We start from the raw sequence: 19,552 nt of genomic DNA, 5'->3' as shown, positions 1-19,552 counted from the left end.
AGATTTCCTTTATTTCTGTGCGCGCTTTAATAAGAAAGAGCGCCAATTGCTGTTGCAAAGATTGCACCAACGGTGACAATCAACATGATCACAATAACCACCATGGTGATCATTTCAAATACTGTTTTTTTACGTTTTCCGTTATCTCCAAAAGCCACTGCTACTACCTCGATTACTATAAATTCATTAGCCCTATTTTACCACGAAATAGGGGATTTTTCAAATCGAGCCTACACAAAAAGACCAGACAAACGTCTGATCTTTTATGGATAGATTTAGGAATCTTTTCTTACTCGTAAAACACTAACAGAAAGAACTGCCAGTAAGACACCCATCACAAGAACAACCGGTGTCATCTTCTCACCTGTACTTGGAAGAACTTTTTTCTTACCAGGTTTTGGAGCTTCTTCTTCTTTGACAGAAGTTGATGATGAGCTTGATGAAGAGCTAGAACTTGATGAAGATGATGAGGTTGATGATTTTGGATCTGGATTCGGACTTGGTTTTGGATCTGGTTGTGGTTTTGGATCTGGTTGTGGTTTAGATGGCTCTGGATCTGGTTTTGGATCCGGTTGCGGTTTAGATGGCTCTGGATCTGGGGTCGGTGGGGTTTGTTCTTTCTCACCTAATCCTTCGCCAGATCCTGATTCTAATCTCACTTCGCGGGTTAAACTACGTGGTGCCGGGAAATTAGTTGCTGTCCATGTTAGCGTATTATGAACAAGATCACCTACTTTTGTACCAGGAGCTACTTTGGTCGAATATTCGATATACATTGGCCAGTTGTAGTTATCTCCAAAATTAATGGTAAAGCCAGTAATTTTGCCATCTGCATTCTTTTCGAAGACCGCTTTTTTAGTAAAGTTATCAAGAACTGGAAGATTTAAAATCTGCGCTTCGTTCTTGATGCCACCTGCTACAGGATTATACCGAACAGCACGCAAGCTACCTTCAACTAAAGTTAAACCATCTCCAAATTGGTCTTTAATGACCATTCCACGGAGGATATCTTGATGAGCATTTAAGAGAATACGCCATTTGACAATGGTCGGATCCGACTTATCTTGATAGCCGTATTTCATCTCGTATTCTCCAGCTTCCCCATCTGTCTTTTCATAATTCAATGAAAAATCCGTATTTCCAAGTTTAAATTGGATTGGGGAGGTTTTAGTAACCACATCGGAATCTACTTTTACATCAAAATGTAAGGCAACTCGTTTATTAAGTGGATGAGATACGAAATAATCATTAAAGGTAACGGTCACTGTTTTCTTACCTGTATCAACGACCGCTTTCCCCACAGTTTGACCATTTGATTGGCCTTCCTCTAGAACATTGAATTCCAATGCTGTGTAGAGGGTTAATTCTTTTGGTAAGCTAAGTGTTAAAGTATCACCAGCTTGGATGGCTTGCGAATCAGGGAAGGTCAAAGAAATGCTTGCTGACAATTTTTCATTCGTCAACACCTTGCTCCCATTCGTTAAAGGATTGCCATCTTTCGTTAAGCTGGCTGTCTGTGTATAAGACGAGACTTCTGCGGCCTGAATGGTTTTAGTAAAAGCACTTGCAAATACAACCGTTAGCACTAAGACAAGTGACCATACAATTTGACGGACCTGTTTCATAATTTCCTCCTCTGCTCGCCTGTTTGCGAGCTATTTTTATAGATTTATAGACCAATTTCTGCTTGAACAACTGCTGCAATGGTATCCACATAGTAATCGACTTCTTGGTCGGTAGGAGCTTCTGCCATGACACGAAGCAGTGGTTCAGTACCACTAGGGCGAACAAGGATGCGACCATTTCCTGCCATCTCCGCTTCCATTTTTTCAATGATTTCACGGATGGCTGGAACTTCCATAGCCTTGTCTTTCATACTATTTTCAACGCGAATATTAACGAGTTTTTGCGGGTAAATCGTTACTTCAGCGGCTAATTCAGATAATTTCTTGCCAGTTTCTTGCATGATTTTGGTCAATTGAACGCCTGTTAATTGACCATCGCCGGTCGTGTTGTAATCCATGATGACTACATGACCGGACTGTTCCCCACCAAGGTTGTAACCAGATTTGCGCATTTCTTCGACCACATAACGGTCTCCAACAGCTGTGATTTCTTTTTGAATCCCCTTCGTATCTAATGCCTTGTGGAAACCGAGATTGGACATGACGGTTGTAACGATCGTATTTTTCTCGAGTAAGCCTTTGCTTGAAAGATACGAACCGATGATGTACATGATCTTATCTCCGTCTACGATCTCTCCATTTTCATCCACAGCAATCAACCGATCGCTATCTCCGTCAAAGGCAAGACCAATCGCTGCGCCCACTTCTTTCACTTTTTCTTGCAAATGCTCTGGATGTGTCGAACCGACCCCGTCATTGATATTCAAACCATCTGGATTTTCACCGATAACCGTCAAGTGAGCTCCTAAATCTGCAAAGATTTGACGAGCACTGGTAGAGGCAGCACCATTTGCTGTATCCAAGACCACGTGCATGCCTTCTAATTGCACCCCTGTCGATACAAGGAATTCTTGATACTTACGCAATCCTTCTGGATATTCCATAACGGTTCCTAAACCGTGCGCACTTGGACGAGGAAGAGTATCTTCTGTAGCATCAAGCAAGGCTTCAATTTCTAGTTCACGATCGTCATCCAATTTGAAACCATCGCCTCCAAAGAATTTAATTCCATTATCCAATGCCGGATTATGACTAGCAGAGATCATCACTCCAGCGCTAGCTTTTTCAGTACGAACTAAGTAGGAAACTCCTGGTGTTGCAATCACACCCAACTTATAGACGCGAATACCAACAGATAACAAGCCCGCAATCAAGGCATGCTCTAGCAATTCACCAGAAATACGCGTATCACGCCCAACAAAGACTAAGGGAGTTTCTTCTTCATGTTGACTTAATACATAGCCTCCAAAACGGCCCAACTTAAAGGCCAATTCTGGTGTTAACTCTACATTCGCTTCTCCACGGACACCGTCCGTTCCAAAATATTTACCCATTCTTTTCACCTTTTTTCTTTCTAATTACTTGAACTGGAGGAAGTCGACGACGAGCTGCTGGAGCTTGACGTAGACGAACTAGTCTTTGTGGTTACTTGAATCCGTGTTTCACTCGGATTGACCAAGCCAGGTAGACCATCTCCTTGAACATCTACTGGATTTAAGGAAAGAGTTCCACTATAATTTCCACTGATGACCTCACTGGATGGGAAGACTGCTTGGACATGATCAATGCGACTCAAGGTTTCTTGATCACTCGTCACTTCTACTTTAGTGGTTTCCAGAGAAATATCCGTTACTGTGATTCCATTAACAATTTGATTTTCTGGAATCGAGGCTCTGACAGCAAATGTTTTTTTCGCTTTCTTCCCGATTTTTACAGAAACTTTCTGAGGTTCTACGGTTGCTGTCAACCCAGCCGGAAGATCTTCCACAATCAAAGGAACTTCGACAGTGCCTTCCTTGACCTTGCGAAGATCCGCTACTACCTGAAACTTCCGAGTCCCCGGTTGCATCTCACTAGCAAGAGCCACTCGATTTGAACCTTTCAGAAAGACCGTTACCTCTGATGTTAACCCGCTAACAAAGTACTTGTTGTCATTATATTTAGCATCAATCGGAATATTGGTCAAGGTATTGGTGTAGGTTTCTGAACTAACTTGCCTGGCGCTACTATTATTTTGATAATTAAAAGAAGACGCATTGATGAACAAAATAAAGGACAACAAGACGGAGGCGAAAACATAAAGAAATTCTTTTTTTGATCTCATTTTGTGACCCTCCCAAATAGACGTTCTTTCCAACTATTCGGTTTATTCTCTTCAGGAACCAAGAAGGCTCTCAATTCAGTTTCAAACTCTTCTAAGCTCAAATCATGACGGAAGGTTCCATTGTAGGTCACAGAGATGCCACCCGTTTCTTCAGATACTACAAAGGTAAAAGCATCAGAAACTTCAGACAAGCCGATCGCTGCGCGGTGTCGGGTACCAAATTCTTTTGAAATTCCAGTGTTTTCTGTCAAGGGCAGGTAGGCACATGAAACGGCAATTTTGTCATTACGGACAATGACTGCTCCATCATGTAGAGGCGTATTGGGAATAAAAATATTGATTAATAACTCTCCTGAAATATCAGCTTCTAAAGGAATCCCTGTAGAAATATATTCTTGAAGAGTTCTAGCTCCCTGAATGGCTACCAATGCTCCAATCTTACGTGGGCTCATATAAGCTACTGCCTTGACATAGGCCTGTACCATCTTTTCTTCCTGACTAACTTCACTCGTCATAAAGAATTCTGTTGCACGCCCCAGTCGCTCCAAGCCAACTCGAATCTCGGGGGAAAAAATCACAACCAGAGCAATGACCCCATAAGTAATGACTTGATTAATCAACCACGAAATAGTAGTTAGACCTAAGAAATTAGCTAAAAACTGAACCAGGAAAAAGATAATGACACCACGCACCAAAATCATGATCTTGGTCCCCACAATAGCCTTGATCAAAAAATACAACAACCAAGCTACCAGGGCAATATCGATGATATTGATAATGATACTCCACCAATTCGGGAACAAACTGGTCCAAAATTGTGGATTTGTAAACTGTTGAACATTCATATTCTCATACCTACCACTTCTCTAAAAGACATCAACCTATTATAACATGTTTCAACAGATTTTTCTGTAACCTTCTGATGCTTTTTATGATAAAATATGATTTATGAAGATAAAAACAACCTTGGGCGTTCTAGCAGGTAAACTTTCCGGCTCTATCCTTGAAAAAATGGGGCGTGGATCAACTCTACCAGGTAAATTAGCCCTTAAATTTGATAAAGATATTCTCAGTCAATTGGCAAAAAACTATGAGATTGTTGTGATTACGGGGACAAATGGAAAAACCTTGACCACTGCGCTAACAGTTGGCATTCTCCAAGAAGCTTTTGGACCAATTTTAACCAATCCAAGTGGGGCCAATATGATCTCGGGAATCACGACGACCTTCTTACGGGCCAACCATTCGAAATCGAATCGCCCGATTGCGGTACTTGAAATCGACGAGGCTAGCCTCTCTCGGATTTGTGATTACATCCAGCCCAGCCTGTTTGTGGTCACCAATATTTTCCGGGACCAGATGGACCGCTATGGGGAGATCTATACGACCTACCAGATGATTTTGGATGCCATTCAAAAGGTTCCAACTGCAACAGTCTTGTTAAATGGTGATAGTCCGCTCTTTAATAGTCAAACCTTGTCCAATCCAATCCAGTATTATGGATTTGATACAGATAAATCAGAGCCACAACTAGCCCATTACAATACGGAAGGAATCCTCTGTCCGCATTGCCACAACATTCTCAAGTACAAGCTCAATACCTATGCTAACCTTGGCGACTATGTTTGTGAACACTGTGGATTCCACCGGCCACCTCTGACTTATGCCGTGTCCGACTTACTGTCTTTAACCCATCGCTCTTCCCAATTCCGGATCCAAGGCCAAGACTACCACATCAATATCGGTGGTCTCTACAACATCTATAATGCCTTAGCAGCTGTTTCCGTTGCTGGATTCTTTGGAGTTCAACCCGAAGTGATTAAGCAAGGATTTGATCGCAGTCGCGCTGTCTTTGGTCGTCAAGAAACCTTTAAGATTGGCGATAAGGAATGTACCCTAGTCCTGATCAAAAATCCAGTTGGAGCTACTCAGGCTATTGAAATGATCAAACTAGCGCCGTATCCCTTCAGCTTGTCTGTTCTTCTCAACGCCAACTACGCGGATGGGATCGACACCAGCTGGATCTGGGATGCGGACTTTGAGCAAATCACCCAGATGGACATCCCAGAGATCAACGCCGGAGGAGTGCGCCACTCTGAAATCGCTCGGCGACTCCGGGTCACAGGCTATCCGGCTGAAAAAATCACAGAAATGGCAGCATTAAAAGAGGTCTTCCAACGCATCCAGCAACAGGAAACCCCTCACGCCTATATTTTAGCCACCTATACGGCCATGCTAGAATTCCGTGAATTGCTAGCTCAAGAACACCTGATTGAAAAGGAGATGAATTAATGACGTATACTTCACTACAATCCCCTGATCAGGAAAACTACCAATACGAATTGAGAATTGCCCATCTTTATGGGAATCTGATGAATACATACGGGGACAATGGGAATATCCTCATGCTCAAGTACGTTGCGGAAAAACTTGGAGCCCATGTCACAGTGGATATCGTCTCTCTCAAAGACCGGTTCGACCCTGATGCCTACGATATCGCCTTTTTCGGTGGAGGTCAAGACTACGAACAGACCATTGTATCAGAAGATCTACCAGATAAAAAAGAAGACATCGAACGCTTTATTGATGACGATGGGGTGGTCCTTGCTATCTGTGGTGGCTTTCAACTTCTAGGCCAGTACTACATTGAAGCCTCTGGCAAGCGCATTGAGGGCCTTGCTATTATGGGGCATTACACTCTCAACCAAGAAAACAATCGCTATATTGGCGACATCAAAATCCATAATGAAGAGTTCAACGAGACCTACTATGGTTTTGAAAACCACCAAGGTCGGACCATCTTGGCAGAGGATGAAAAACCGCTAGGTAAGGTCATCTACGGAAATGGGAACAATAAAGAAGATGGGGGCGAAGGGGTTCATTACAAAAACGTCTTTGGCAGCTACTTCCACGGTCCTATCTTGTCTCGCAACGCCAATTTGGCCTATCGCTTGGTGACAACAGCTCTAAAGAAAAAATATGGACAAGACATCGTCTTAGCGACTTACAATGATATCTTAAGCCTTGAAAAAGCAGAAGAATACGCTGATATCAAAAGCAAGGCTGAATTAGAAGAATAGGGAGACAAAATGAATAAACGAAAACTACAATATGTTGCACTACTGATTGCAGTCTTGCTCATTGCAATTATTTCCTTGGCCAATATGCAAACGGTGACTGTGAACTTTTTGCTGGTCCAATTTAAACTCCCTCTCATCATTTTGATTCTGGTTTGTGTCCTTCTTGGTTCGCTGGTGACTTTCTTAGTCAGCCTTCCAAAAAATTTCTCATTAAAACATGAGTTAAAAACTGCGAAAAAACAACTAGGACAAAAGATGTCAGGTGATAAAGAGGAAAAAATCAAACAAATCGAAAACTAAAAAGCACCGATCGGTGCTTTTTTCATGTTGTTCTAATGACTTTTTGCATGTAGCTGTTTGGCGACTACTTGAGCTAAGAGTGAAAAGAGAATAACACCAGCTCCAATCAGGAGAAAGGATTCTACTCGGACACTTGGTAACCAAGTCATCAAGCCTTTGGAGATGGGCATAAAGAGAATAGCCAGGGTAAAAATAGTGCTTAAGACCCTGCCCAGATAGTCTCCTTCCACCTTTGTTTGCACTTGGGTAAAAAAGTGAATATTAAAAATCGTCATAAAGAGTTCACAGACCAAATTTCCAGAAAAGGAAAGAAAATGCGGAAGGGGCAAGCCCATAATGAATACTCCCACTCCTGTTAAAATCAATAAGAAGAGAAGCATCTCCATGCTTGATTTAAATTTATTTGCGATCAAGGCTCCGATGATGGAGCCAACAGCGCCCAAAGTTAAGATGGTCGCATAAGCGCCCTTGACCCCGTAGAGTCGATTGGAAAAGGGAAGTAAAAACTCAAAAGCTGCAAAAAAGAAATTGACGCTGGAAGCCACCAAGAGAAGGAAGAAAATCTCTTTCTGATGCCAGATATAGTCTAACCCCTCCTTGATATCAGAAAAAATATCTTTCCCCGTAAACTGTTTCTTTTCTTGAACTTTGGCTTCTTCTTTCGGAAGGAATGCCACTAGGACAAAGGCGATGAAAAAGGTCAGCGCATCTAGTAAGAGGGTCGCATGGAGACTGGCAAATTGTAAAACAAGGAAAGAGAACACAGGTGAGCTAACACCGACAACCTGTAAGACCAACTCCAAGCGGGCATTATAGGTCACAATCTTGTCTTTCTCTACGACTTCAGTGATAATGGCTTTGTTGGCCGTACGAGAAAATGCAAAGGCAATGGCCTGGACAATATTGGCAACAATCAGGGCCGCAATCATCCAACGATCGTTCCTGATAAAAGAAATCACAAAACAAAGGAGTCCACACACCAAGTCGGTCGTCATCAAAATCTTGCGACGGGAAAAACGGTCTGAGATCACGCCTCCAAATGGATTGACTAGAATGGAGGTGACGAGTTCAGAAATCTGATAAATCCCCAACACTGTCTTTCCAATAGTCCCCATCGAGGCCAGCCAGACACTGTTCCCATAATCATAGAGCATATTTCCCATTCTATTGATTGCTCCACGAGCAATTAATTGGACTGCATGTCGATTCATAAAAAAACCTCCTTCATTTTCTGAAACTATTGTATCAGTTCATGAAAGAGGTTTTCATTTTGTCCCTTATTTGGGAAAATTAATAAATTACAATTTTATAAAAGGATATCTACTGTTCTTTTGATTGAAGTTGCTTAGCTACTAGCTGAGCCAAGAGTGAAAAGAGAATAACTCCAGCTCCAATAAAAAGAAATGATTCCATGCGGACGCTTGGCAACCAAGTCATCAAACCCTTGGCGATGGGCATAAAGAGAACAGCCAAAGTATAAATCGTGCTCAAGACTCTCCCCAGATAATCATCTTCCACCTTGGTTTGCACTTGAGTAAAAACGTGGATGTCGAAAATGGTCACAAAAAATTCACAGACCAGATTTCCCGAAAAGGAAAGATAAGTCGGAAGAGGCAAGCCCATCATGAACACTCCTACACCTGCCATGATCAGTAAAAACAGGAGAATTTTCATACTTGATGTCATTTTATTGGCAACAAGTGCTCCTAGAATAGATCCAATAGCTCCCAATGTTAAGATGGTCGCATAAGCCCCCTTGCCCCCGTAGAGTCGATTGGAAAATGGAAGTAAAAACTCAAAAGCCGCAAAAAAGAAATTAACGCCGGAAGCCACCAACAAGAGAAAGAAAATCTCTTTCTGATGCCAGATATAGTGCAATCCATCCTTGATATCCGAACAAATATCTTTTCCCGTGAACTGTTTCTTTTCTTGAACTTTGGCCTCTTCTTTCGGAAGGAATGCCACTAGGACAAAGGCAATGAAAAAGGACAGGGCATCTAGTAAGAGGGTCGCATGGAGACTGGTAAATTGTAGAACTAGGAAAGAAAACACGGGAGAACTGACACTAACAACTTGTAAGACCAGCTCCAAGTGCGCATTATAGGTTACAATCTCTTCTTTCTCCACAACTTCTGTAATAATGGCTTTATTGGCAGGTCGAGAAAAACCAAAGGCAATGGCCTGAACAATATTGGCAACAATCAGGGCCGCAATCATCCAACGATCGTTCCTGATAAAAGAAATCGCCAAACACAGGAGACCACACACCAAGTCGGTCGTCATCAAAATCTTGCGACGAGAAAAACGGTCTGAAATCACCCCTCCAAAAGGATTCACGAGGATCCCTGTCACTAACTCAGAAATCTGATAGATTCCTAATACCGTCTTTCCTATAGTCCCCATTGAGGCCAGCCAGACACTATTCCCATAATCATAGAGCATATTTCCAATTTTGGTAATCGCTCCACGACTAATTAATTGGACCGCATGTCGGTTCATAAAATCTCCTTTATCTCTCTCCTATTTAGGAACATTCATCTATTACAAATTTATCAAAGTGTTCTTGATAATAGGCCACCTGCTCAGGAAGTCCTAGCACATCAAAAATATGCATAGCCTCTTGCATCTGCTGACAGCCTTCATTTGTTTTTCCCTTCTGGTAGAGGGCAAATCCCTTGAGATAATGAAAGACATTGCGTTCGTAGAGCTTGATGCTCTTGCCGATAATCTTTTCTACATAGGCTTCAAAATAGCTGGCATTTTCAAAAGAACAGTGTTCTAAACAATGCTGGTAACAATTCAGAGCCAGAATCAAGACCAGTTTTCGATGGCGACCAATTTCTTTGTAGAAATCTTCACGCTCCATCACTTCTCTCCCAAGCCGTGTGACATAGTCCACCTCATAAAAGCTGTAGAGATTGCCAAAGAGGATCAACTCATACATGGTCCACTCTTCCGTTTGAAAGAGGTAATCTGCCACCTTATCCAGATCACGCTGCTTCATCGTGTAGCTGGCATCTCTCTGGCAAATCAGGCCTTGTAGCAGGATCCAGTTCAGCTCAAAATAGAGGGGATTGGTGGAATGTTTGGCTTTTTCAAGTTGTTCTCTTTGAAGCTTTTGAAAACCTGCAATATCATTTGAATAGTAAAGTGGAATAATCTGAGCCATTAAGGCGACATGCTCATGGTGTTGAAAATTTCTGGCCTTATCCATAAAATTCTCAATTGTCACATGGATATTGTCCAAAATGTCAAAGAAGCGCGAAGCAGCCAGATCCGACTCCCCCAATTCAAAACGGGATAACTGGGAGGTCGAGCAAGCCTCTCCTGCAGCTTCTTTCAACGAATAATTCTTACTGATTCGAAATTCACGAAAAACTTTGCCTAAATCTTCCATTTGATTACCACTTAAATTCCTTTAAGTGCCTTTCTAACTCTTGCAAGTACCCTTCGTAGAATCCTAGATCTTCTTTCACGGAAACATCTAATTGTCTTAAGTAGGAAATCAGCCAATCAACCAATAGATCATACTGATGAAGAGGTAGGCGTTTCATCTGCTCTTCAACAAAAGAAATGGCCTCTGCAAAGCGCTGCTCTTCTAGAACTTGCTGAAGATAGTGAGCCCCGTTGATGAGTCTTCCTTCCTCATCTTCATACTGCCCCAAATCTAAATTTTGAATCTGTAGGCGCAAAGTTGTACCAATCATGTCGGCTACACCTTTAACCTGCTTCATAAACCAATCATTTTCAGTCGCCATAATGTTCTCCTTATACAAATTAGAAAACTATACTTACTGCGCTAGTTCTTCCCATTCTAGCTCGGCTTCTTCTTGGGCGGCGCTCAGCTGGTCGATTTGCTACTGGCTCTCCATGAGTTCGCAAACGTCAGTGGCCCGCAACTTCTTTCAACGTGTAATTCTTATTAATTCGAAATTCACGAAAACTTTGCCCAAATCTTCCATTTATTCCACCTGCTCTGACAGTTCTGCCCACTCTTCCATGACCGCTTCCTGCTGGACAGTCAGTTGATCCAGCTCGCTTTGGAGTTGAACCAAGTCGGCTGCGTCGTTGGTGCTATGCATAGTTTCGCTGATTTCTTGGATTTTTTGATCCAGCTCTTCCATCTCCGCTTCCAATTGCTCAATGCGACGGGTGATTTTCCGGAGTTCCTTCTGGTTTTGCTTCTGCAAGTGATAATCATTGCTGGTGCCTTCTTCGGTCGAAGAAACAGGCACAGCTTCTGCTTGTGCTGCAGCAAGGGCCTCTAACTCTGCTTTCTTCTCCAGATAATAATCGTAGTCTCCTAGATAAAGGGTCGAGCCCTCTTCTGAGAGTTCCAAGACTTGTGTAGCCACCCGATTGATAAAGTAACGGTCGTGGCTGACAAAGAGCAGGGTCCCGTCAAAGTCAATCAAGGCATTTTCTAGCACTTCCTTGCTATCGATATCCAAATGGTTAGTCGGCTCATCGAGAATCAAAAAATTGTTATTTTCCATGGACAGCTTGGCTAGAAGCAAGCGGGCCCGCTCTCCACCCGACAGCATGCCGACGGTTTTCTTGACATCATCCCCAGAGAAAAGAAAGGCTCCCAGTCGATTGCGAATTTCTACTTCTGGCGTCAGTTTAAAGTCATTCCAGAGCTCATCCAAGACACTGTTGTGAGGCGTTAGTTTACTTTGGGTCTGGTCATAGTAACCCACCTCGACATTTGCCCCAAAACGAGCTTCTCCCTTGATAAAAGGAATCTGCCCGACGATGGACTTGATTAAGGTCGATTTCCCGATCCCATTTGGTCCCACAATAGCGACCGCATTCATCTTGCGGATATCCAGATTGATGGGCTCTGACAGGATTTGATCGTCATAGCCGACGGCTGCCTCTTCTACTGTCAGGACGACATTTCCCGAGGTCTTATCAGAATGGAAGGTCATATGGGCAGACTTACTTCCAGCTTCCGGCTTGTCTAGACGCTCCATTTTTTCCAACTGCTTGCGCCGAGACTGGGCTCGCTTGGTAGTCGAAGCCCGCACCAAATTACGATTAACAAAGTCTTCCAGAGCTGCAATTTCTTTTTGTTGCTTCTCGTAGTTCTTGGCTTCGGTCAACAGTTTTTGCTCCTTTTGCTCCACAAAACTCGAGTAATTACCGACATAGCGGTCCAAGGAATGCTTGGTCAAATCCAAGGTAATAGTTGCGACCTTATCGAGGAAATACCGGTCGTGGCTGACAATGAGAAGGGCCCCGCTATAATTGACCAAATAGTTTTCCAACCAGGCGATGGTCTCAATATCCAAGTGGTTGGTCGGCTCGTCCAGTACCAAGAGATTTGGTTTTTCTAGAAGCATCTTGGCCAGAGCTAGACGGGTATTTTGCCCTCCTGATAGCTCTTCAATCTTCATCTGCCACATGGACTCATCGAACTTAAAGCCGTTGAGAATCGCGCGGATATCTGCTTCATAGGTGAAGCCACCTGCCTGACGGAATTCTTCCGAGAGACGGTCATAGTCCTGCATGAGTTTTTCTAAGTCAGCCCCAGTTTTTTCCCCCATCTCAAGCTCCATCTGCCGCAAAGTTTTCTCCGTTTTACGGAGGTCGTCAAAGACATGGAGCATCTCATCGTAGATGGTATTGGACGACTCAAAGCGGCTATCCTGGGCCAGATAGGAGAGGGAAAGGTCGCGCTTTTTATTGATTTCCCCAGAAGTTGGTTCTTCTTCTCCCACCAAGATTTTCAAGAGCGTAGACTTGCCGGCTCCGTTCTTTCCTACCAGGGCAATCCGGTCCCGTTCATCCACTTGCAGGCTGATATTATCAAAAAGAACCTCCCCTGCAAAAGAGCGTTCAATTTTGTTGGCTTGTAAAATAATCATGTCCTTATTTTACTATCTTTTTTCAGATTAAACAAGGAAAGACGAGCCATCAAAAAAATCCTGAGCCCCTTGAGGCTCAGAACTTTTCAATGATAGATTGTATTTTATTCTTCCTTGTACAATTGTCGAACTGCCTCTACATCGGAATCTTGAATACTATAGAAAGAGCCAGCCGGTTGCATAACCGATTCTCCATCAGTGTGGTCCAAACCAATGGCATGGCCTAGCTCATGCTCAGCTGTATTAACAATTCGTTCATAACTGTAGTTATAAACGTAATTTAACAGATAATGGCGATTAAGACGAATCGTGATATGGGTGAATCGGTTGGTTAAGAGGTTAGTCTGTGATGCAGACTCTCCTGCAGCAGAAACCGTAGCATTGTCCATCTCAGTCAAGACGACATTGGCTTCTTTTTCGTTCGTGACCAATTTAAAGGTAAAGGCTCCTGTTTGGTTCCAAGCCTCAATCGCATCCCGATAAGCTTTTATAAAGGTTTGACTGATATTGGGATCTAGATAAACCGTAGCCTCTGCTTTTTCCCAGCGAGCACCGCTATGCTCATGATTGTCTATCTGCGTCGTCTGTGAACTAGGTGTCATTCCATAGCGCGATGCAAAGCCTTGATCTCCAAACAAATTCCCGACTTGATAGACAACCTTTTGGGCGGCTCGGCCAACTCCATCCATACCAGAACTAGGAGAATCTGTGAAATAGATAATCCCCACTAAAATTAGAAAACTGATCGCAATGGTCCAGAAAAATCCCCAAAAAAGACTCCAAGCCATGCGAAGGCTTCCTCTGACAAATCGAAAAATGGTTCTCATACATTCTCCTCTCTCTTAAAGAAGGTATGCCATTGTAACACCTCATTCTTAAAAAAAGCTTAAGCCAATCCACTTTCTAGCTTATTGATGAACGGTTACTTTTCCTGTCTGGTAATCCAGGCTAATCCCACTTTGAACATTAGGAATAAAAACGTTAAACTCAAGGGTTCCATCACTCGATTTGGCTTCAATCTGTGATCCTAATGGAATCAGATCTTCCGGCTGATTGTAGATCAAGGTGACCCGATAGCGGATCCGCTTGTTCTTATCCAATGCTTTCCGAACTAGGGTCTCATAATAGTTTTGACCAGTGGAATGAGGATCATTAGCTTGATTGGACCAAGCCGTTTGCACAGCGATATTTTTGGGATTACTAGTCGAAGCATCAAAACCTTTGAGATTACCGATCAAGGCATAGCCCAATAGGTGGCCTCGATCAACCGCATGGTCATACTCGCCGGACAGATTGTGGACTTGGTGCCAACCTGCTGGTTTCCAATCCGTTAGACCACTGCCGGTTGCATCCCGATCTCTGTACTGCCGAGTCGCCTTGCTCATGATGGCATTGGCAACTGTCGGTACAGTCTTTCCATTCACTTCTTTTGTCTTGTTATCCGCATAAGGTTGACTAGCCACACTAGCATCTAAATTTGTTCGATTCCCCTTAACTACAAAGGCTCCAGCTCCGTTCCATTCCAACTCATTCCCCAATTGCGAACGGGCAGATTTCGTTAGCACCGAGCTGGCTAATTCCTTACTCGGTGTTTCATTTTGGCTACTAGTCACCACGGAAACAACCTGATCCGTCGCTTCTTTTACCGTCGGTTGATTAAAATAATAACCACCGATTGCTAGGGCTGTTGCCACCACAAACCCCGCTAGTGTTTGTTTCGTACGTTTTGTTACTGTTTGTTTTGTCATGCCTCTCTCCAAAAAAGAGCAGCGCTAGATGGGTCTCTGACTCGATTCGCTGCTCTCCTTTTTACTCTATTTTATTTAAATCTTATTTGCCTGTGAGCTTTCCGATGATCTCTGACCAGGTATCAGGAGAGAGAATGGACCATGGATTTTTTCCATCTCCAATCACCCCATAGCCAATGACCAAACCAACCGCAAAAATGATGATTCCGATCACAGCTAAAAGAAGGACAATTCCTAGCTGTTTGCCTACATAGCGAAGATTAGTTTTCATCGTCTGCTTCCTCTACACGTTTCACGTCTGCACCTAGTGCCACCAATTTCTCATGGAATTGGTAATAACCGCGGTCTAAGTGGCTTAATTTGCTGACTTTCGTCTCTCCTTCTGCCACTAATCCCATCAAAACAAGCGTTGCACTTGCACGCAAATCGGTCGACATGACCTCTGCCCCCTGGAAGCTTTCGCCTCCTACGATGCGAGCTGTATCCCGCATAATGTCTGAGTGAACCCCCATCCGACGCATTTCTTCCAAATGCTGGAAACGATTCTCAAAGACGGTTTCAATCATGGTAGACTCACCTTTAGCCATAGCCATCAAGGCTGTGAATTGAGCCTGCATATCTGTTGGGAATCCCGGGTAGGGAAGAGTCTTAACAGTCACTGGACGAAGCTTACTGATATCGGATTGAATCCGAATCCCATTTTCTTCTTCCGTTACCGTCACGCCCATCTCCTGCATCTTAGACAGCAGCGGACGATTGTGTTCCCAAATGGCATCTTCGATCAAGACATCTCCACCAGTCATGGCTGCCCCAATCATAAAGGTCCCAGCTTCGATGCGGTCTTGCACAACATTGTGGTCTGCCCCGTGCAAGTTCTCCACACCAACGATGGTCAAGGTCTCAGTTCCTGCCCCCTTGACATTAGCTCCCATTTTATTAAGCAAAAGTGCTAGGTCAACAATTTCAGGTTCACGAGCTGCATTTTCAATCACCGTCACTCCATCTGCCAAGGTTGCGGCCATCATAATATTTTGTGTCGCACCTACAGATGGGAAATCCATATAGATATGCGCTCCATGAAGTCGATCTGCTTTCGCTTCGATATAACCAGCTGTTTGGGTAATTTCAGCTCCCATGGCTTCCAGACCTTTGAGGTGGAGGTCAATCGGACGACTACCGATTGTACAGCCTCCAGGCATCGAAACTTTGGCATGGCCATTCCGAGCTAATACAGGGCCAAGGACAACAATCGATGCCCGCATCTTGCTAACATATTTATAGGGTGCTTCCTCTGACAATTCTGCTCGGGCATCTACAACAACCGTATTCTCTTCTTCGTTGAAGATCACTTGGGCATTGAGTCCACGAACGACATTGTTCATTGTGAAGACATCCGATAAAACTGGTACATTTTTCAGGGTTGTCACACCTTCACTTGCTAGAACTGTTGCAGCAAGAAGAGGAAGGACGGCATTCTTAGCCCCTTCGATTTTGACTGTTCCTACCAGTCGATTATTACCACCATTAACGATTATTTTTTCCATACGGGATTGTTCTCCAATTTCTTAAAGTCACGTCTTCTATCATACCATATTTTTTACAAAATGTGGCTAGAACTGGCCAATAAAAATCTGCCGACTCATTTCATACACACTGATAAAAAACGAGCTGGCTAAATAGCCCATTCCAACACTAATCATCAAGATCAAAAAACGGATTTTAACTGCATTTTCGGCATTTACTTTTAAAAACTTTTCCCATTGAACCAAGTTCAAGAGAAGGTAATAAGCAAAAAAGATAAATAATAGATGGCTTGAAAGGTTAAAAATCATTTGAATCATACAGCTATTATACCATAATTCACTCCCACTTTCTTCTTTTGATTCTTTCCTTTCGATCCCAACAAAAAAAGGTGAGGATAAAACCTCCACCTTATTTTAAGTGTTTTATAACCGATTTCCGACATTAATCCGGTTAATAGCACGTTGAAGAGCGATCTTAGCACGACGCTCCATATCAATCGAATGTTGATCTCTTGCTTCTTCAAGGGCCTTTTCCGCACGCAATTTTGCACGCTCAGCCCGGCTAATATCAATGTCTCGGGCGCGTTCAGCTGAATCCGCTACAATGGTAATGACATTATCCACTATTTCGATAATCCCACCATTGACTGCAATCCAATCAATGTGTTTGTCATCGTCGACACGACGAACCTTTACTTGGTCTACAGCCAAAACCGCAATGGTATTGATATGATGAGGTAAAATCCCTAATTCACCATCAATTGTCTTGACAGATACAAATGCGGCATGATGATCATAAACCAGTCCATCCGGTGTAACGATTTGGACGTTCATTTGACTCATCTTTCACCTCTTCTTAGAATCCCATTTTTTCAGATTTGGCGATCACATCTTCGATCGAACCGACTCCACGGAAAGCATCCTCTGGCAAGTGGTCATACTTCCCATCCAAAATTTCCTTAAAGCCACGAACAGTTTCTGCAACTGGTACATAAGAACCTGGTTGACCAGTGAATTGTTCCGCCACGTTAAAGTTTTGAGACAAGAAGAATTGGATACGACGGGCACGAGCCACCAAAGTCTTTTCATCATCAGACAATTCATCCATCCCCAAGATAGCAATGATATCTTGCAATTCATGGTAGCGTTGAAGGACGCGTTTGACCTCAGAAGCCACTGCATAGTGCTCTTCTCCAACGATGTCAGGGGAAAGGGCACGCGAGCTTGATGCCAATGGGTCCACGGCAGGGTAAATCCCTAATTGAACCAATTTACGCTCCAAGTTGGTCGTAGAGTCCAAATGGGCGAAAGCTGTTGCTGGTGCAGGGTCTGTATAGTCATCGGCTGGCACGTAGATGGCCTGGATTGATGTAACAGAACCTTTCTTGGTTGAGGTAATCCGTTCTTGCAATTGACCCATTTCAGTTGCCAAGGTCGGTTGGTAACCAACGGCAGAAGGCATCCGTCCCAAAAGGGCTGATACTTCTGATCCGGCTTGGGTGAAACGGAAGATATTGTCGATAAACAAGAGAACGTCTTGACCTTCTACATCACGGAAGTATTCCGCAATAGTCAAACCAGTCAAGGCTACACGCATCCGTGCTCCTGGTGGTTCGTTCATCTGTCCAAAGACCATGGCTGTTTTTTCGATAACGCCAGATTCCTTCATTTCCCAGTACAAGTCATTCCCTTCACGTGTCCGTTCCCCAACACCGGTAAATACAGAAATACCACCATGTTCTTGGGCAATATTATGGATTAATTCTTGAATCAAGACGGTCTTTCCAACTCCGGCACCACCGAAGAGTCCGACCTTCCCACCTTTCAGGTAAGGGGCCAAGAGGTCAATAACCTTGATCCCTGTTTCAAGAATTTCTTCTGAAGTAGAGAGCTCGTCAAAGGATGGAGCTTTTTTGTGGATGGAGTCACGAGGAGCATCCTCAGCAAAAGGTTGATCCAAGTCAATGGTATCTCCAAGAACATTGAAGACACGTCCCAAGGTTTCTTTTCCGACAGGAACAGAGATTGGACGACCTGTGTCCAAGACTTCCATTCCACGTGTTAAACCATCGGTTGATTCCATGGCGATGGTCCGAACGACCCCATCACCAAGTTCCAAAGCTACTTCAAGAACGACTTTTGATTTTTGTTGGTCATTTTTATAGACTACAAGCGCATTATTGATCTCAGGAAGTTTATCTCCAACGGAAAAGGCAACGTCTACGACGGGACCTACGACCTGAGAAATTTTGCCTAAACTCATGTCATTCTCCTATTCTAAGTAATTTCTACTGCTCAAAAGTTCTCTTTCGAGCATCTGTTTTTGTATTTAAAATTGTATCCGACAACTATTCAAGGGCGCTAGCACCAGCAACGATTTCGGTAATTTCTTGTGTAATCGCTGCTTGACGAGCACGGTTGTATTGAATCGTTAATTCATCAATGACTTTCTTGGCATTGTCTGTTGCAGTTTGCATAGCCATCATCCCAGCAGCATTTTCAGCTGTTTTAGCATCAATAATGGCACCATAGATCATGCTTTCAGCAAATTGAGGGAGCAATTGATCCAAAATAGCATCTCGACTAGATTCCAATTCTAGATTCAATACATAGTCCTCATCCGCTTCATTGGGGTCCAAATCAATAATTGGAAGCATTTGTTCCACCCGCATTTGACTCGTCAAACTGTTGACGTGATGGTTGTAACAGACATACAACTCATCAAACAAGCCTTCTTGATACATTTGGACTGTTTTCGAAATGATCTTGCGAACTTCCTTAAAGCTAGGCTGATCAGGCAAACCACGCAATTCATATACCGGCTGAATCCCACGGGCGCGGAAGAAATCCGCACCGACGCTTCCAATACAGATCACTTCAAAGTCATCTCCAGTTGGATGGTATTCTGTCTTCATTTCCATCATGGTTTTAAGGATGGAAGCATTGTAGCCCCCGACCAAACCACGATCGGATGTAATGACGATATAAGCTGTCTTTTTTACCGGGCGACTTACCAACATAGGATGGGACTTGGCATTTTCTGTTTCATGTCCATGGAGCAAGTCTGTTAATAACTTACGTACCTTAGCGGCATAAACCTGAAAATCCTTGGCTGCTTGCTCAGATTTCCCAAGTTTAGCAGCAGACACCATCTGCATGGCATTGGTAATTTGACTGGTATTTTTAGTGGATGCAATTTTATTCTTTATATCATTTAATGAAACTGCCATCTTCCACTCCTA

The 19,552-nt window shown here is 43.3% G+C and carries 21 protein-coding genes; 3 read left to right on the top strand and 18 right to left on the bottom strand.

Translation table 11 applies throughout. From position 1 onward, the window contains the following. Nucleotides 1-26: 26 nt before the first annotated feature. From QM830_RS01265 to cdaA, 5 genes are all read right to left on the bottom strand, one after another. Nucleotides 27-158, bottom strand: coding sequence for a DUF4044 domain-containing protein (locus tag QM830_RS01265; RefSeq protein WP_368404014.1), 132 nt, complete (start codon nt 156-158; stop codon nt 27-29). A gap of 117 nt (nt 159-275) precedes the next feature. Continuing rightward, nucleotides 276-1,625, bottom strand: coding sequence for an Ig-like domain-containing protein (locus QM830_RS01260; RefSeq protein ID WP_414325248.1), 1,350 nt, complete (start codon nt 1,623-1,625; stop codon nt 276-278). Nucleotides 1,626-1,669: 44 nt separating this feature from the next. Then, on the bottom strand, nt 1,670-3,019 hold the full coding sequence (gene glmM, locus QM830_RS01255; RefSeq protein ID WP_414325246.1) for a phosphoglucosamine mutase: 1,350 nt from the start codon (nt 3,017-3,019) through the stop codon (nt 1,670-1,672). Nucleotides 3,020-3,039: 20 nt separating this feature from the next. Further along, a complete protein-coding gene (locus QM830_RS01250) occupies nt 3,040-3,789 on the bottom strand; it encodes a YbbR-like domain-containing protein (protein WP_414325244.1) in 750 nt (249 codons plus the stop codon). Then, nucleotides 3,786-4,634 carry a diadenylate cyclase CdaA gene (gene cdaA, locus QM830_RS01245; protein ID WP_414325242.1) on the bottom strand — a complete coding sequence of 283 codons (849 nt, stop codon included), beginning with the start codon at nt 4,632-4,634 and terminating at the stop codon, nt 3,786-3,788. Before cdaA ends, QM830_RS01250 begins: the two co-directional genes overlap by 4 nt. Before the next feature lie 103 nt (nt 4,635-4,737). On the opposite strand from cdaA, the gene murT reads away from it, so the two are divergent. Genes murT through QM830_RS01230 form a run of 3 tightly spaced genes read left to right on the top strand, consistent with a single transcriptional unit; the run spans nt 4,738 to nt 7,169 of the window. After that, complete coding sequence (murT, locus tag QM830_RS01240) at nt 4,738-6,081, top strand: lipid II isoglutaminyl synthase subunit MurT (protein WP_414325241.1); 1,344 nt, start codon at nt 4,738-4,740, stop codon at nt 6,079-6,081. Next, nucleotides 6,081-6,869, top strand: coding sequence for a lipid II isoglutaminyl synthase subunit GatD (gene gatD / locus QM830_RS01235; RefSeq protein ID WP_414325239.1), 789 nt, complete (start codon nt 6,081-6,083; stop codon nt 6,867-6,869). The genes murT and gatD overlap by 1 nt, the downstream gene beginning before the upstream one ends. 9 nt (nt 6,870-6,878) lie before the next feature. Continuing rightward, on the top strand, nt 6,879-7,169 hold the full coding sequence (locus QM830_RS01230; RefSeq protein ID WP_048689338.1) for a lipopolysaccharide assembly LapA domain-containing protein: 291 nt from the start codon (nt 6,879-6,881) through the stop codon (nt 7,167-7,169). Nucleotides 7,170-7,201: 32 nt separating this feature from the next. On the opposite strand, the gene QM830_RS01225 is transcribed toward QM830_RS01230, so the two are convergent. From QM830_RS01225 to QM830_RS01165, 13 genes are all read right to left on the bottom strand, one after another. Continuing rightward, nucleotides 7,202-8,380 carry an MFS transporter gene (locus tag QM830_RS01225; protein ID WP_414325237.1) on the bottom strand — a complete coding sequence of 393 codons (1,179 nt, stop codon included), beginning with the start codon at nt 8,378-8,380 and terminating at the stop codon, nt 7,202-7,204. A gap of 109 nt (nt 8,381-8,489) precedes the next feature. Further along, the gene (locus tag QM830_RS01220; RefSeq protein ID WP_414325236.1) at nt 8,490-9,668 is read right to left on the bottom strand and encodes an MFS transporter; all 1,179 of its coding nucleotides are present in this window, start codon (nt 9,666-9,668) and stop codon (nt 8,490-8,492) included. 25 nt (nt 9,669-9,693) lie between these two features. Beyond that, a complete protein-coding gene (locus QM830_RS01215; protein WP_414325234.1) occupies nt 9,694-10,566 on the bottom strand; it encodes an XRE/MutR family transcriptional regulator in 873 nt (290 codons plus the stop codon). Between the two features lie 4 nt (nt 10,567-10,570). Further along, the gene (locus QM830_RS01210) at nt 10,571-10,927 is read right to left on the bottom strand and encodes a hypothetical protein (RefSeq protein WP_045759259.1); all 357 of its coding nucleotides are present in this window, start codon (nt 10,925-10,927) and stop codon (nt 10,571-10,573) included. Nucleotides 10,928-11,131: 204 nt separating this feature from the next. Continuing rightward, nucleotides 11,132-13,039, bottom strand: coding sequence for an ABC-F family ATP-binding cassette domain-containing protein (locus QM830_RS01205; RefSeq protein WP_045759258.1), 1,908 nt, complete (start codon nt 13,037-13,039; stop codon nt 11,132-11,134). A gap of 104 nt (nt 13,040-13,143) precedes the next feature. Beyond that, on the bottom strand, nt 13,144-13,866 hold the full coding sequence (locus QM830_RS01200) for a M57 family metalloprotease (protein WP_414325233.1): 723 nt from the start codon (nt 13,864-13,866) through the stop codon (nt 13,144-13,146). An 81-nt stretch (nt 13,867-13,947) separates the two neighbouring features. Then, nucleotides 13,948-14,787 carry a DNA/RNA non-specific endonuclease gene (locus tag QM830_RS01195; protein WP_414325232.1) on the bottom strand — a complete coding sequence of 280 codons (840 nt, stop codon included), beginning with the start codon at nt 14,785-14,787 and terminating at the stop codon, nt 13,948-13,950. 82 nt (nt 14,788-14,869) lie between these two features. Next, nucleotides 14,870-15,058 carry a DNA-directed RNA polymerase subunit beta gene (locus QM830_RS01190; protein WP_003006464.1) on the bottom strand — a complete coding sequence of 63 codons (189 nt, stop codon included), beginning with the start codon at nt 15,056-15,058 and terminating at the stop codon, nt 14,870-14,872. Further along, a complete protein-coding gene (gene murA, locus QM830_RS01185; RefSeq protein WP_414325231.1) occupies nt 15,048-16,331 on the bottom strand; it encodes a UDP-N-acetylglucosamine 1-carboxyvinyltransferase in 1,284 nt (427 codons plus the stop codon). The genes QM830_RS01190 and murA overlap by 11 nt, the downstream gene beginning before the upstream one ends. Nucleotides 16,332-16,397: 66 nt before the next feature. Then, nucleotides 16,398-16,628, bottom strand: a complete 231-nt coding sequence (locus QM830_RS01180) for a DUF1146 family protein (RefSeq protein ID WP_414325229.1) — start codon at nt 16,626-16,628, stop codon at nt 16,398-16,400. A gap of 105 nt (nt 16,629-16,733) precedes the next feature. Next, nucleotides 16,734-17,153: a F0F1 ATP synthase subunit epsilon gene (locus QM830_RS01175; RefSeq protein ID WP_414325227.1), complete on the bottom strand. Its 420-nt coding sequence runs from the start codon at nt 17,151-17,153 to the stop codon at nt 16,734-16,736. Nucleotides 17,154-17,166: 13 nt separating this feature from the next. Next, nucleotides 17,167-18,573: a F0F1 ATP synthase subunit beta gene (gene atpD / locus QM830_RS01170; RefSeq protein ID WP_414325225.1), complete on the bottom strand. Its 1,407-nt coding sequence runs from the start codon at nt 18,571-18,573 to the stop codon at nt 17,167-17,169. A gap of 85 nt (nt 18,574-18,658) precedes the next feature. After that, the gene (locus QM830_RS01165) at nt 18,659-19,540 is read right to left on the bottom strand and encodes a F0F1 ATP synthase subunit gamma (RefSeq protein WP_414325223.1); all 882 of its coding nucleotides are present in this window, start codon (nt 19,538-19,540) and stop codon (nt 18,659-18,661) included. Nucleotides 19,541-19,552: the final 12 nt, after the last annotated feature.

Origin of the sequence: Streptococcus sp. OMI750, assembly GCF_047463895.1 — a bacterium.
Classification (GTDB): Bacteria; Bacillota; Bacilli; order Lactobacillales; family Streptococcaceae; genus Streptococcus.
This window is presented reverse-complemented; position numbering and strand designations above follow the sequence as displayed.